The sequence below is a fragment of the Thalassotalea sp. G2M2-11 genome (assembly GCF_017168195.1).
Classification (GTDB): Bacteria; Pseudomonadota; Gammaproteobacteria; order Enterobacterales; family Alteromonadaceae; genus Thalassotalea_E.
Genome location: NZ_JADNYL010000003.1, coordinates 56,841 through 71,016 on the forward strand (window position 1 = coordinate 56,841; position 14,176 = coordinate 71,016).

At 39.7% G+C, this 14,176-nt stretch carries 13 protein-coding genes; 11 read left to right on the plus strand and 2 right to left on the minus strand.

Annotated features, from left to right (window positions below; all coding sequences use genetic code 11):
* Positions 1-200 precede the first annotated feature (200 nt).
* Complete coding sequence (locus IV514_RS11220) at positions 201-1,001, plus strand: DUF2884 family protein (RefSeq protein ID WP_206485372.1); 801 nt, start codon at positions 201-203, stop codon at positions 999-1,001.
* 79 nt (positions 1,002-1,080) lie between these two features.
* Positions 1,081-1,860, plus strand: a complete 780-nt coding sequence (locus tag IV514_RS11225) for a tRNA-uridine aminocarboxypropyltransferase (RefSeq protein WP_241242340.1) — start codon at positions 1,081-1,083, stop codon at positions 1,858-1,860.
* A gap of 62 nt (positions 1,861-1,922) precedes the next feature.
* On the opposite strand, the gene IV514_RS11230 is transcribed toward IV514_RS11225, so the two are convergent.
* Together IV514_RS11230 and rpsT are read right to left on the minus strand one after the other, a co-directional pair.
* Positions 1,923-3,578: a Zn-dependent hydrolase gene (locus IV514_RS11230; protein WP_206485373.1), complete on the minus strand. Its 1,656-nt coding sequence runs from the start codon at positions 3,576-3,578 to the stop codon at positions 1,923-1,925.
* A 190-nt stretch (positions 3,579-3,768) separates the two neighbouring features.
* Positions 3,769-4,029: a 30S ribosomal protein S20 gene (gene rpsT, locus IV514_RS11235; protein WP_206485374.1), complete on the minus strand. Its 261-nt coding sequence runs from the start codon at positions 4,027-4,029 to the stop codon at positions 3,769-3,771.
* A gap of 266 nt (positions 4,030-4,295) precedes the next feature.
* Here rpsT and murJ point away from each other — a divergent pair, with 266 nt between their 5' ends.
* The 9 genes from murJ to IV514_RS11280 all read left to right on the plus strand — a co-directional run bounded on the left by murJ (position 4,296) and on the right by IV514_RS11280 (position 14,174).
* Entirely contained in the window at positions 4,296-5,867 is a 1,572-nt protein-coding gene (gene murJ / locus IV514_RS11240) for a murein biosynthesis integral membrane protein MurJ (protein ID WP_206485375.1), read from the plus strand.
* 128 nt (positions 5,868-5,995) lie between these two features.
* Complete coding sequence (ribF, locus tag IV514_RS11245; protein WP_206485376.1) at positions 5,996-6,946, plus strand: bifunctional riboflavin kinase/FAD synthetase; 951 nt, start codon at positions 5,996-5,998, stop codon at positions 6,944-6,946.
* Positions 6,947-7,000: 54 nt separating this feature from the next.
* Positions 7,001-9,838: an isoleucine--tRNA ligase gene (gene ileS / locus IV514_RS11250; RefSeq protein ID WP_206485377.1), complete on the plus strand. Its 2,838-nt coding sequence runs from the start codon at positions 7,001-7,003 to the stop codon at positions 9,836-9,838.
* Between the two features lie 89 nt (positions 9,839-9,927).
* Positions 9,928-10,440, plus strand: coding sequence for a signal peptidase II (lspA, locus tag IV514_RS11255; RefSeq protein ID WP_206485378.1), 513 nt, complete (start codon positions 9,928-9,930; stop codon positions 10,438-10,440).
* Positions 10,440-10,877 carry an FKBP-type peptidyl-prolyl cis-trans isomerase gene (gene fkpB, locus IV514_RS11260; RefSeq protein ID WP_206485861.1) on the plus strand — a complete coding sequence of 146 codons (438 nt, stop codon included), beginning with the start codon at positions 10,440-10,442 and terminating at the stop codon, positions 10,875-10,877. Before lspA ends, fkpB begins: the two co-directional genes overlap by 1 nt.
* A gap of 8 nt (positions 10,878-10,885) precedes the next feature.
* Complete coding sequence (gene ispH, locus IV514_RS11265; RefSeq protein ID WP_206485379.1) at positions 10,886-11,815, plus strand: 4-hydroxy-3-methylbut-2-enyl diphosphate reductase; 930 nt, start codon at positions 10,886-10,888, stop codon at positions 11,813-11,815.
* Positions 11,816-12,155: 340 nt separating this feature from the next.
* Positions 12,156-12,695 carry a type IV pilus modification protein PilV gene (gene pilV / locus IV514_RS11270; protein WP_206485380.1) on the plus strand — a complete coding sequence of 180 codons (540 nt, stop codon included), beginning with the start codon at positions 12,156-12,158 and terminating at the stop codon, positions 12,693-12,695.
* A 1-nt stretch (position 12,696) separates the two neighbouring features.
* Positions 12,697-13,677: a PilW family protein gene (locus tag IV514_RS11275; protein WP_206485381.1), complete on the plus strand. Its 981-nt coding sequence runs from the start codon at positions 12,697-12,699 to the stop codon at positions 13,675-13,677.
* Complete coding sequence (locus IV514_RS11280; RefSeq protein WP_241242342.1) at positions 13,674-14,174, plus strand: pilus assembly PilX N-terminal domain-containing protein; 501 nt, start codon at positions 13,674-13,676, stop codon at positions 14,172-14,174. The genes IV514_RS11275 and IV514_RS11280 overlap by 4 nt, the downstream gene beginning before the upstream one ends.
* Positions 14,175-14,176 lie beyond the last annotated feature (2 nt).

Sequence of the window (14,176 nt, forward strand, 5' to 3'; positions counted from 1 at the left end):
TGAAAGAAAATCAACACGTTAATTTTGAAGTGGTTAAATTTACCAAATTATCGTCTAAATGACCTTGAAAGTTTAGCTTTCTTTAATAGCTCTTTGTGCTGTTTTAAAAATAAAACATTAAATACAATGAGTTAGCTATTTGGCATCGCTTTTGAATAGTATGTGATAACTGCGAATTAAAGGTGATAAAGGAACGTTAGATGAAAACATTACTTGCAACAGCCATTTTATTAACAACAACCACTGCTTTTGCTCACGATACTCATATGTCATCGAACTCTTGCGATGTTGATTTAAATGCTGGCTTACGTATTAATAAAGAGTTAGTTGAGTTTAGTAAAAACAATCGACCACTGTATCAAATTATCAACAATAAAACCTTGATTGTTGATGGGCAAGAAGTTGCTTTAGATCATTCACAACAACAGCTAGTAACTCAGTACTCAACACAAATTCGTGCTGTGGTCCCCGAAGTCAAAGTACTTGCCGTTGATGCAATTAATTTGGCGGTTGATGGTGTGAATTTAGCCTTTAATGAATTACTTGGTAAAGGTAATGATGTCAGTGAAGATTTAACCGCTCATTTACACAAAATTCGAGATGAAGTTGAATATAAGTTCGATAGCAACCAAGAATTTTACATTGATGAGCATGGCGACTTTTCTGATGACTTTTTTGGTGAAGAATTTGAAAGTCGAATCGAAGACGTGATTGAAGAGACCATCGAAAACTCCATGGGGAGCTTATTGATTGCCGTCGGCCAAGAATTGTTATTTGCTGGTGGTGATATGGATGCATTTGAAGCAAAAATGGAAAATTTTGGCGAGCGAATAGAACATGAAATGGAATCAAGAAGCGATGAAATTGAAAAACGTGGCGAAGCAATTTGTTATTCCGTTTATAAAGTAGAGCAGTTAGAGCAACAGCTGCAAGATGAAGTTGATGAGTTGAGCCAATTCGACGTTATTTCAGCAAAAATCAAAGAACACAACAAAATTTAAAGTTTCAATCAATTAATTTCTCTGGATTGATGTGGGTACCTTTGAGGTACCCTTTTTTATGTGTGATGCATCATTTATAATGAAGCATCTCCCTCAAATCGAAAACTCTATGCACGCTGTACATCGGCTTTATCAATATCGTAAAAGTTTATCGACAACGACTTTTCAAGCCCGAGGTAAGGGCGTTAATCGCTGTGAGTGTTGCCGCCTAGCGAAAGAAAATTGTTTGTGTGCTATGCGGGTTTCCTTACAAAGTGATGCTGCATTTTTATTGCTAATGTATGACACTGAGGTGCTCAAGCCGAGTAACACAGGTAAACTTATTGCCGATTTACTGCCAGATTGTTATGCCTTTTTATGGGCAAGAACTGAAGTACCTGATGAGTTATTGAATGTGATCAATAATGATCAGTATCAGCCATATGTTGTGTTTCCGGCAGAGTTTGCTGATCAAGACCAGCAGGTATTTCAGCAGTCGGTGACGGTGCCAATTGATAAGCGGCCGTTATTTATTTTGTTAGATGGTAGTTGGCGAGAAGCGAAAAAGATGTTTCGTAAAAGTGATTACCTTAAACAATTGCCTGTGTTATCAATAGACCCACAACGCCTGTATTCAAAGGATTATACTTCAAAATATCACATAAGACATGCTGCTAAGGCGTCACAGTTAGCAACTGCTGAGGTGGCTGCTATGGTGTTAAATGGAATAGGTGAGCACAAAAATGGAGAAACGTTAGCTGCTTGGTTTGATTATTACAGTTATCAATACCAAAAAAGTGTTTGTCAGGCTAACCAAGGTGATCCTTTTGCTGAACAGCGCTATAAGACATTAATAATGGATGTTATTGAGCACAGTTAGTGTGAGATGAAACGAGGTTATTCTTTGTCAATAACCTCGATTATATTTGAGTAATAAAGTGTTTACAGACCTAGTTGCTTTTTACCTTGGTTAAACACTATGTCTACAGGGATCCCAGCAGTTTCTAATCGTGCTAAATCACTCGCAAGTTCTTGCTTGATCACGCCACTTTTCTGCACTAAATCACCAACGCCTTGATAATCACCATTGCCTTGGATTTCTAAAATTAATGCCGATAAGCTATCAATTGCCTGGCTCATTTTCTCCATGTTAACGCGATATAGCCCTTGTTCATTACGAGTAAATGCGCCCTGTTCTTGGAAGTAGTTAAAGCGTACCATGTTTGCTTTGCCATGGGCTGAGCTCGCACCAAAGCGAACTGAGCGGAAGATTCCCGCTAAGAAGGTGGTGTAATAATCCTCAAGCATTCCTTCGGTGATTGCACCTTTTTCTAGAAGTTGGCGGATCATATACAGGCCAAGGATATCGGCTTTACCTTCTTCAAGTGCAGAGGCATGTTCTTTCAGTGCTTGGCGAACAGTGCCTGTGTCATTAATGGTATTTTTGATCCCTAAGCCATGCGCTACTTCATGGAACATAGTGTTGGCAAAGAATGCGGTAAAGGTGATATGTTTTCTTTGCTCAGGCGCGATTAACTGTTGTGCAATTGGCACAAGAATATGATCGAACTTTGCTTGCATGGCGTTTTTAAGTTGTAAGCGTCTTGTGCCTTTCTTTAATTGCACTTCCTCATCATTAGGTAGGTTTATCGCAATTGTCTTACTACCAGCGTTTGAGTGCCCCGCGTAGTAGATAACATCATAGGCATTAAGATCTGCGTCAGAGCCTGGAGTTTCAGCTTTGTACTTTTTATTTACAGGCAAGCCCTTTTGCAATTCTGGCAGGTATTGAGCGTATTTCGCCAGCTTTTCACTCCAAGCCATGTCTTTAACTAGCACATAAGACTCAAAGGCTGCGCGGTAGCCGTATAACTGATCTTCATAAGTTTCGATTGGACCTATCACCACGTCGATAGGGTTATTTTTCATGTCCATCCAAGCAAAATCTGAAGCTTGATAACTATCAGTTCTTAATGCTTCTGCACGCATTGTTAAGTAGCTGGCAAACTCTTTATCTTCGGCGTAGCTTGCGGCTTTTTCTAAAATCACTGCTGCGCGGTTTAATTCATCACTATAAGCTTCAGAGTAGCCAACCGTCATAAGTTTGCCGTTTTTGTCTCTCTTGACCAGTGAATATAAGCCTTTTTTATCAGGGAAGTCAGCTTGTTCAAACTCTGTTTTAGTCATGTCATGAGGGTAAAACTCAGCACCAAGAGATTTTTCTTCGTAACCAGTTAAAAAAGGTTTATCGCCATTAAGGCGATCCCAAGGGCCATAATTAATCGTGGCAAAGTTTTTTACTTTTGGATCATTAATCTTAGCTAAAAAGGTGGCTTTATCTTCACCAAATGCTTGCTTCCAGAATAGGTCATCCATAATGGCTGACGCTTCTATCAATAATGAAAGCATTTTCTTTTGGTTGTCAGAAAGGTGAGACAAGTCACTTGATAATGTGACGGTTTTATAGATATCTAATCGATTCTCATAGCCATTGATTAACTCAGGTGTATGTTGTGATACTGGTGGCGTTTTGTCATTGCAAGCGCTTAACGTTGAAGTTGCTAGTAATACAATGCTAGCAAGTCGTGAAATTTTCATGTGGTTTAACCTTATTGTAATTATCGGCTAGAGACTAGAAAAAAAAAGCAGCCTTGGCAACCGTTTGGCGAAATTAATTGAATGATTATTGATTTAATGGCAGTGAAACTAAAGGAAATAGCGTTAAGTGAAACTTACAGAGATAAAAAAACCGGCAAAAGCCGGTTTTTATTAATGTTGATTCAACAAATTAAAGTGCTTTGATAGCAGCGTTAATACGGCTTTTGCTACGAGCAGCTTTATTTTTGTGAATAAGACCTTTACTTGCGTAACGATCAAGAATTGGTGTTACTGCTGCAAATTCAGTAGTTGCAGTCTCTTTATCACCGGCTTCAATTGCAACGAATACTTTTTTAAGTAATGTACGCATCATTGAACGACGACTTGCATTGTGTTGACGGCGCTTTTCTGATTGTACTGCGCGCTTCTTAGCTTGCTTTGAGTTAGCCAAGGTGAACTCCTAAAATGAATTAAATATAGCCTAAATTTAAGGCGACGAAATATGCCTTTTTTTCGTGAAATTGTCAAACCTTTTCCGCTTTTTATTTAAATTTATCTGTTTTTGTCGAACGATTGAACGTTTTTGAAGCGGATAAGTAAAAAGAGGAAACAATATTAGCTGTTATACCGATTAATCACTTGTTTATCAAGGGCAAATCACCGCATAATTAATAGCAATAATTTCATCATTCGGGCAAGGCGTTAAAAGGGATTGGTTTGAGTAAAAAGCTGGTTAAATCAGGTATTGTTGTCAGCATGATGACACTTATTTCGCGCGTATTAGGATTAGTGCGGGATGTGGTTATTGCCAATATGATGGGCGCAGGGGCATCTGCTGATGCATTTTTCTTTGCTAATAAAATTCCTAATTTTCTGCGCAGGTTATTTGCTGAAGGGGCTTTCGCACAATCTTTTGTGCCTGTGCTCAGTGAATACCACCAAAAAGATGTAGATGAAGGAACTGAGCATACCTGTCAACTTATCGCACAAGTTTCAGGCACTCTTGGCGTTATTGTTACTTTAGTCACCTTGATTGGCATGATTGCATCACCCGTCATAGTGATGATTTTTGGGCCGGGTTTTTATCTTGATTCCTTATCTGAAGGGGCCGAAGGGAAGTTTGATTTAGCGGCAAGTCTACTCAAAATTACCTTTCCCTATTTATGGTTTATTAGTTTTACGGCGTTAGCTGGCGCCATTCTCAATACCTATGGTCGTTTTGCTGTAGCTTCTTTTACTCCTGTGTTACTCAATGTGTGTATTATCTCGATGGCAATTTGGGGGCGAGTTTGGTTTGATAACCCAGAATATGCACTTGCTTGGGGCGTTTTTTTAGGTGGCTTAGTACAGTTTTTATTTCAAATCCCGTTTCTTTATCGGGCCGGGGCTTTGACCATGCCTAAGTGGGGGTGGTATAGCTCGGGCGTGACGAAAATTAGACGTTTGATGGCGCCTGCCTTGTTTGGTGTGTCGGTTACGCAAATTAATTTATTGCTTGATACCCAGATTGCGACCTTTTTAGTCACGGGCTCGGTCAGTTGGCTTTACTACGCAGATCGTTTATTAGAGTTTCCATTAGGCTTATTTGGTATTGGTATTGCGACGGTGATTTTACCGAGTTTAGCTAAGCTTCATACGAAAAAAAGCCCAGCCGCTTTTGAGCAAACACTTGATTGGGGCATTAAAATTATCACTTTATTAGGCTGGCCAGCGTTAGTCGGTTTAATGATACTTGCTCAGCCGATTATCATGGTTTTATTCATGCGTGGTGAATTTACCCAGTTTACTGTGATTCAGGTCTCTTTTGCACTGTTTGCTTATTTATCTGGCTTGATCAGTTTTATGTTTATTAAGGTACTGGCACCTGGTTACTATGCTCGCCAAGACACTAAAACACCGGTAAAAATAGGTATCAAAGCCATGGTAGCTAATATGGCGTTTAATCTGATGCTCGCACCGTTTTTTGGTTATGTAGGTTTAGCGATTGCCACGACGTTATCGGCAACCTTAAATGCGTTTTGGTTGTATCAAGGTTTGAAAACGTTAGCGGTATATCAATTATCAAGGTCAACGATAATATTTATGGCTAAGGTGATCATGGCCGCTTTAGTGATGGCTGTGGTGGTCAATTGGTTATCACCACCTTTTAGCACTTGGTTGGATATGAGTTATATGCAACAAGTGATTCAATTAATTACCTGTATTTCAGTTGGAGCGTTTTGTTACTTTATCATGGTGATTGCCTTAGGGATTCGATTGCGTGATTTTAGCGTAAAAGCTGAACAATAAAAAAAAGTGAAACAAATTACGCTGAGGTGCTGATTCTTACTAACGACTAAGCTATAATTCGTCGGTTTTTATTTTACGCCGTTATTTTAGTGGCGCTAACAGCAAATAATTTAAGGTTTTTCAGCTAAATGCAGTTAATTCGTGGTATCCACAATATTCAATCAGACCGTAATAGGGTTGATGAACGAGGTTGTGTGTTGACCATAGGTAACTTTGATGGTGTCCATTTAGGTCATCAACGAGTGATTAAAGCATTAGTTGCCAAAGCGCTTGAGTTAAATAGTGTTGCAACTGTGATGGTGTTTGAACCTCAACCAAGAGAGTTGTTTGCACCTGAGACAGCGCCTGCACGACTAACACGATTAAGAGATAAATACGCGTTATTAAAAGACCTAGGTGTCGAACGTTTGATTTGCGTAAATTTCAATCGTAAATTTGCCAACATTTGCGCCAATGAATTTGTCGAGCATTTACTGGTCAATAGCTTAAATATTAAATATTTAATTATTGGTGATGATTTTCACTTTGGTAAAAACAGGCAAGGTAATTTCGATACATTAAAGGTGGCTAGTCAGCAGTTTGACTTTGGTATTTCGGATACCTCCAGCTATAAACTGCATGATTGTCGTATCAGTAGTACAGCGATAAGAAATGCATTAAGTGATAATAAACTTGATGAAGCTTTTCAGATGTTAGGGCGTCCTTATTCTATTATTGGTCGTGTATTTCATGGTGATAAGCGTGGCAGAGAGCTAGGTTTTCCAACGGCAAATGTACTGTTAAAAAGGCGAGTTTCACCTGTTTCTGGGGTGTATGTTGTCGCAGTGAAGATTCCATGTGGTAATTTTTATGGTGTCGCTAATATTGGTTCTAGGCCAACTTTTGTCGGTATCAGGCAACAATTAGAAGTACATATTTTTAATTTTGATCGTGATATATATGGTCAAATAATTGAAGTAACATTAATAGAAAAGCTCAGGGAAGAACAAAAATTTTCTTCGTTAGCTGAGTTAACCGAGCAAATTGAAATAGATTGTGAGCAGGCAAAACAAACTGTTCAAACATTAAAGAATAATTAACCTTAAATCCCAGTTGAAAATATTCAACTTAGACAATAATGGATATGAATTTAAATGAGTGATTATAAACATACCCTGAATTTGCCAGCGACTTCTTTCCCAATGAAAGGAAACATGGCAAATCGTGAACCGCAAATGCTAAAGGATTGGGCGAGCAAAGATCTTTATGGCAAAATTCGCGCCGCTAAAAAGGGTAAAAAGTCGTTTATTTTGCATGATGGTCCTCCTTATGCCAATGGTAGTATTCATTTAGGTCATGCAGTAAATAAAATTCTTAAAGACATTATTATTAAAGCCAAAACGCTATCAGATTTTAATTCTCCTTATGTACCAGGCTGGGATTGTCATGGTTTACCAATTGAGTTGATGGTGGAAAAGAAAGTCGGTAAGCCGGGCCACAAAGTGAGCGCAGCAGATTTTCGTCAAAAATGTCGCGAATATGCGCTAAAACAAGTTGATGGGCAACGCGAAGACTTTAAACGTTTAGGTGTGTTTGGTGATTGGGATAAGCCATACTTAACCATGAATTTTGACACTGAAGCTAATATTATTCGTGCTTTAGGTAAGATTGCTGAAAATGGTCACCTACAGCAAGGTTTTAAACCTGTGCATTGGTGTACAGATTGTGGCAGTGCATTAGCCGAAGCTGAAGTTGAGTACAAAGATAAACAGTCTCCTGCAATTGATGTGAAATTTACAGCCCTTGATAACAATGTGGCGGATAAATTCTCTCACCCTGAAAATCATGAAGGGCAAGGTGAAATTTCAGCGGTTATCTGGACTACTACGCCATGGACACTACCTGCTAACCGAGCTATTTCAGTGCACCCAGAGGTTGAATATACCTTAGTGCAATGTGAGAAAGAGCAACAAAAGTTTCGTTTAATACTCGCTTCTGAATTAGTGAGCTCATGTATGGATCGTTTTGGTATCGATAAATACCATGCGTTAGGCTTCTGTCGTGGTGCTGACTTAGAGCATGTGCAAGTTAAGCATCCATTTTATGATTTTACCGTACCCATTATCTGTGGTGATCATGTCACTACTGATTCAGGTACAGGCTGTGTTCATACCGCAGGTGGTCACGGTGTTGACGATTTTGCTGTTTGTAAAAAATACGATTTAGAAATTTATAACCCAGTAGGGGCGAATGGGGTATTTTTAGACGATTTACCATTATTTGCTGGCCAGCATGTATTTAAGGCGAATGCGTCAATTGTTGATGTGTTAAATGAAAACGGTGCGTTGATCCACCATCATGCGTATGAGCATTCTTATCCACATTGCTGGCGTCATAAAACACCAATTATTTTTCGTGCTACGCCACAGTGGTTTATTAGCATGGATAAACAAGGGCTACGTCAAGCATCATTAGCTGAAATTAAGCAAACTGAATGGATCCCAGATTGGGGACAGAGCCGTATAGAGTCAATGGTGGAAGGGCGTCCAGATTGGTGTATCTCCCGTCAACGTACTTGGGGGGTTCCTATTGCACTATTTGTTCATAAGGACACAGGTGCGCTTCACCCAAGAAGTTTTGAATTAATTGAAGATATAGCAAAGCGTGTTGAAAAATCAGGAATTCAAGCTTGGTTTGACTTATCCGCTGAAGAGTTAATTGGTGATGATGCCAAAGAGTTTGTTAAGGTTGCAGATACCTTAGATGTTTGGTTTGATTCTGGTGTCACTCATTACTCGGTTGTTGATGCCAGAGATGAGTTTGATAAAGCTGCTGATTTGTATCTGGAAGGCTCTGATCAACATCGTGGTTGGTTTATGTCGTCAATGATGTCATCAGTTGCGATGAATGGTAAAGCGCCATACTCACAAGTGTTAACTCATGGTTTCACTGTTGATGTGAACGGCCGTAAAATGTCTAAATCACTTGGGAATGTGATCACGCCAGCCGAAGTTACCAATAAACTTGGCGCTGATATTTTACGTTTATGGGTAGCCTCAGTTAACTATACCCAAGAAATAACAGTCTCTGATGAGATCTTTAAACGCCAAGCGGATGCATACCGACGTATTCGTAATACATCTCGCTTTTTATTAGCCAATATCAATGGCTTTGAACCAGCTAAGCATTCAGTTGATGTGAACGAAATGGTTGAGTTAGATCGCTGGGTATTAGGACGTGCGGCGCAACTACAAGATGAAATCGTACAAGCTTATGACAAGTATGAATTTCATAATGTGGTACATAAGTTAATGAACTTTTGTACCACGGAGCTAGGTGGCTTCTATCTCGATATTATTAAAGATCGTCAGTACACAGCGAAAGATAACAGTGTGGCTCGTCGCTCATGTCAAACGGCTATGTATTTAATTGCAGAAGCGATGACTCGTTGGATGGCACCTATTTTATCATTTACTGCACAAGAGATTTGGCAAGCATTACCTTCGGTTGATGGTAGTGAGCGTGATGAGTTCGTCTTTACTGGTGTGTGGTTTGATGGTTTAGTGCACTTAACGGATGACGCACAATTTAACAATGACTATTGGCATGAAATTTTACAAGTGCGTGCGGAAGTCAATAAAGTGCTAGAAAATGCTCGTAAAGAGAAGATTGTCGGTAAAGCACTCGAAGCTAAGGTTACCTTATATGCCACGCAAGAATTAGCTGACAAATTGAAGGCGCTAGCAGATGAACTTCGTTTTGTATTGATTACTTCTGGTGCTGAAGTACAAGTTGTTGATACAGCCCCTGAAAGCGCGATAGCAACGGATATTGAAGGTTTATGGCTGGCCGTTAGCGCATCAACAGGTACTAAGTGTGAACGATGTTGGCACCACACCGAAGATGTTGGACAATATGATAGTCATCCTACCTTATGTGGCCGCTGTGTGACTAATGTTGATGGTGAAGGTGAGCAAAGACAATTTGCTTAATTAGTGACCGAACGTAATTTAAAAGTGCTCAGGCCCCTATGCAACAGCAAGGTGTACTGAGCATTTTATTATCAATATAGAGAAAGTTTATGGAGCAAGAAAAAAGTCAATCAAGTTTATCTTGGTTGTGGCTAACACTGGTATTTTTGATGATTGATCAGGCATCAAAGTATTGGGTTGCCAGTTCAATGAATCTATACCAATCAATCAACTTATTGCCATTTTTTAATATTACCTATGCACAAAACCCAGGTGCGGCATTTAGCTTCTTAGCTGATCAACCAGGGTGGCAACGTTGGTTTTTTTCTTTAATTGCGATGGTTGCTAGTGTAATCTTTTTGGTATGGTTAAAAAGAACTCCTAAAAGCCAGCCTATTTTAGCGGTCGCATTAGCTTGTATGCTCAGTGGAGCACTAGGTAATTTAATTGATCGGGTATTGTTTGGTTATGTTATTGATTTTCTTGATTTCTACCTCGGTCAATATCATTGGCCAACGTTTAATATTGCTGATTCAGTGATTTTTATTGGCGCAGTGCTAATGATCATCGATTCGTTTAAACAAGATAAATCAAGCCAACCTGACGTATTGAAAGAGAAATAATCATGTCTAAAGTTATTGAAAGTGATTCACAAACCATCGTCCATATTACTATGAAGTTAGCGGATGGCTCGGCGGCTGATAGCACGAAAGTGAATAATAAGCCGGCTAAGATAATTATGGGCGACGAAAGTATTTCACCTGCATTTGAACAGGAATTACTAGGTCTTAAGGTGGGTGAGAATAAAGAGTTTACCTTGTCTGCAAATGATGCATTTGGTGAGAGTAACCCTGATAATATTCATTATGTTGATGCTAATAAGTTCTCCGCTGAAGCTCCAGCAAAAGTTGGTAATATCATAACCTTTACCCAACCTGGTGGGGTCGAATTACCTGGGATGATCACCGATGTTTCGGGAGATTCAGTTACGGTTGACTTTAATCACCCTTTAGCAGGACAATCCGTCACGTTTATTATAGACGTCATAGACATTTTATAGGTGATAGTGTGGATATAATTTTAGCTAATCCTCGTGGTTTTTGTGCCGGTGTCGATCGTGCCATTAGTATTGTTGATCGCGCATTGGATTTATTTGAAGCGCCAATTTATGTTCGACACGAAGTTGTTCACAACAAGTTTGTTGTCAATGGTCTGAAAGACCGTGGCGCGGTATTTGTTGATGAATTGAATGAAGTGCCTGATGGCAGCACGGTTATTTTTAGTGCACATGGTGTTTCTAAAGCCGTCAGAAATGAAGCAAAACAACGTGGTTTAAAAGTGTTTGATGCTACTTGCCCATTAGTGACTAAAGTACATATGGAAGTTTCTCGTGCCAGCCGTAAAGGGATTGAGTGCGTGCTGATAGGTCATGCTGGTCATCCAGAAGTTGAAGGCACAATGGGGCAGTATGAGAGTGAAGAGGGCGGGATATATTTGGTTGAATCTGCGGATGATGTGCAAAAGTTGACCGTTAAAGACCGGCAAAAATTGTATTATTGTAGTCAAACTACGTTATCGGTTGATGATACCAGTGATGTGATTGATGCGCTTCGTCTAAAGTTCCCTGAAATTGAAGGACCAAGAAAAGACGATATTTGCTATGCGACGCAGAATAGGCAAGATGCGGTAAGAGCCATTGCTAATGAGGTTGATTTATTATTAGTGGTTGGCGCTAAAAATAGCTCAAACTCAAATCGTTTGCGCGAGTTGGCAGAAAAAATTGGTACAACAGCTTATTTAATTGATACGGCAGATAATATTGAGCTTGATTGGCTAGCAGGTGTTAACTCTATCGGTGTTACTGCTGGTGCATCTGCACCTGCGATTTTGGTTCAACAAGTGATTGAAGCTTTAAAAAAACATGGCGGTAAAGAGGTTACCGAGTTTCCTGGCAGGAAAGAAGACACCGTATTTGCGGTACCTGTAGAATTGCGCTAGTCTTAGTGGAGGCTGGAAGTTAAGCAATCTGATTCTCACAGTGAAATTACGTTGCTTTATTTTTATTAAGCAATTGAAAATAAATGAATAGTTACTGTGCATCATAAAAGGATGACTATTTGTTATATGGATATAAGGTATGGGTTAATGCGGTTCACATTAGTGATTTTTAACACATATATGCAACTCTTATCTGCGCTTTTACTCGATAAAGCGCTCTTTGTACTCATCTACAGTATTATTGCTCGAATTTATGGGCTATATTTTAAGATTAAAACTATTTTGTTGAATTGTCGTTTTAACTTCTCTTTTGATGTCGTTAACGCCATGGGAGTCATTGATGAAGCAAGGTTATAGTCAACAATCAAAAGGAATGACTTTTATTGAAGTCTTAGTGGCTTTAGTCATTATCGTTACTGGGATTCTTGGCGCTGTTGCTATGCAGGCAACGGCAAAAAAGGCAAGTTTTGATGCGATGCAACGTTCTCTAGCTTCGTCTCTTGCACAAGATATGATTGAACGTATGCGTGGAAATGATCCTGCGATCCTTGGTAATTATAATGGTACAGACTATGGCGAGACTTTAGATGCTGAGCCCAGTAATCGCTGTAATACATCAGCAGGCTGTGTTGCTGCGGATTTGGTGACCAACGACAAATATGAGTGGGAATTAGCGCTTATGGGGGCTGATGTTCAAAGTTCTGGCAGTAATGCGGGGGGGTTAGTTGGTGCTCGCGGCTGTATTTCACATTCTTTAGGGGCTGTAACCGTTATAGTTTCTTGGCAAGGTAGAGATGAAATCGCTGATAGTGATAAAGGCACTTGCGGGGCCGCAGGAAAAAAACGTCGTCAGGTTATTGTACAGGCTTTTGTGATTTAATATGAAAAAACAACTAGGTTTTACAATTTTAGAAATATTTATTGCGTTAACGATCGGTTTAGTGCTGTTTGCCGGTGTAATGAGTATTTTTGTTGGTATGAAAACAACCACTAAAGAGACATCATCTTATGGTGAGTTGCAGGAAAATGGTCGATTTGCTCTGAGTGTGTTAACGGAAGATTTATTACGTCAAGACTTTTGGGGAGATCTGACAGGTACGCTTGATTTAGCAAAATTAAATGGGGTACCTGTAGCACCGGGCAATGATTGTAATGGCGGCGGTGTTAATAATGCTTCATTTCCTGCAGCTGTTGGTCGTTACCGAACCATCTGGGGGGCAACAGCTACAGCGCAAGCTAATATGGGCTGCATCGCAGATGCGAAAATTGGTTCTGATATTTTACAGTTAAAACGTGTTATTTCGACTCCGCTTGAATCTGCGCCAGGTATACCAATTGCCAACGCGCCGTCAGGAAAATATTATTTTGTCGCGAACCAAAATGAAGGGGAAATATTTGCTGGTGGCGGTGCAGTGCCTGATCTTGATGTCAGTCGGGTATGGGAGTTCCAACATCATGTCTATTATGTCAGAGAAGATACTATAGGGTCTAATACGGTACCAGTATTGATGCAAGGGCAATTGACCACAAAAATGAATTTTGAGCCTATTATTGATGGTATTGAACGGATTAAGTTTATGTATGGTGTTGATACAAATTTTAACGGCGTAGTGAATACGTTTATCTCAGCAAACAACATGACGCAAAATTTATGGGATGGTTTTAACAATGCACGCATTTTAGCGGTAAAAGTATATGTACTAGCACGCAATGTTCAGCCAGATCCCAAATATACTGATACTAAAACCTATCAAATGGGAGATGAGCTAGTGCCAGCCTTTAATGACAATTATCGAAGGTTATTATTTACTAGCGTCGTCAGTTTACATAACGCAGGTATTGAAGAATGGCCAAAAACATGAAGTTAAATACGTTCAGAAGCCAACAAGGTGTGGTGTTGATTGTTTCCCTTGTTTTTTTAGTGGCGCTTACTGCTGTAGCGGTTGCATTGATGCAAAACTCGACCACCGATATGAAAATGGCTGGGGCAACTGAACAGCGTGTGATTGCTATCCAAGAAGCCGTGAGTGCGGTAGATGAAGTAATTTATCGGCAGTTAGCAGGGGGAACCGGTACCAATGGTTTTGCCCAAAACTTAGTCAATTTTCCGCTTAATGGGGTTAATGGCGTGACTGGTGATTTAACGCAAACAAATAAGAAAACCGACACGGTTGCAGATGTTGATATTATTAACAATGATTTTCGATTAGAAGCAGATTGTCCTGCATCTCGGTCGGCGTCTTCATCACAAGTATTTTCATGTAACTCATTACGCATCAGAGTGATTAAAAATTATGGTCGAAATAATACCAGCAATGTTGAAGTGAATTCAGGTATATCGCAGCAGTTACTGCGATAAAC

Bases quoted from the DNA above. Each gene is read 5' to 3' on its own strand.
- IV514_RS11220 (WP_206485372.1), top strand. From the start codon at position 201: ATGAAAACATTACTTGCAACAGCCATTTTATTAACAACAACCACTGCT.
- IV514_RS11225 (WP_241242340.1), top strand. From the start codon at position 1,081: ATGAAGCATCTCCCTCAAATCGAAAACTCTATGCACGCTGTACATCGG.
- IV514_RS11230 (WP_206485373.1), bottom strand. From the start codon at position 3,578: ATGAAAATTTCACGACTTGCTAGCATTGTATTACTAGCAACTTCAACG.
- ribF (WP_206485376.1), top strand. From the start codon at position 5,996: ATGCAGTTAATTCGTGGTATCCACAATATTCAATCAGACCGTAATAGG.
- ileS (WP_206485377.1), top strand. From the start codon at position 7,001: ATGAGTGATTATAAACATACCCTGAATTTGCCAGCGACTTCTTTCCCA.
- lspA (WP_206485378.1), top strand. From the start codon at position 9,928: ATGGAGCAAGAAAAAAGTCAATCAAGTTTATCTTGGTTGTGGCTAACA.
- pilV (WP_206485380.1), top strand. From the start codon at position 12,156: ATGAAGCAAGGTTATAGTCAACAATCAAAAGGAATGACTTTTATTGAA.
- IV514_RS11275 (WP_206485381.1), top strand. From the start codon at position 12,697: ATGAAAAAACAACTAGGTTTTACAATTTTAGAAATATTTATTGCGTTA.
- IV514_RS11280 (WP_241242342.1), top strand. From the start codon at position 13,674: ATGAAGTTAAATACGTTCAGAAGCCAACAAGGTGTGGTGTTGATTGTT.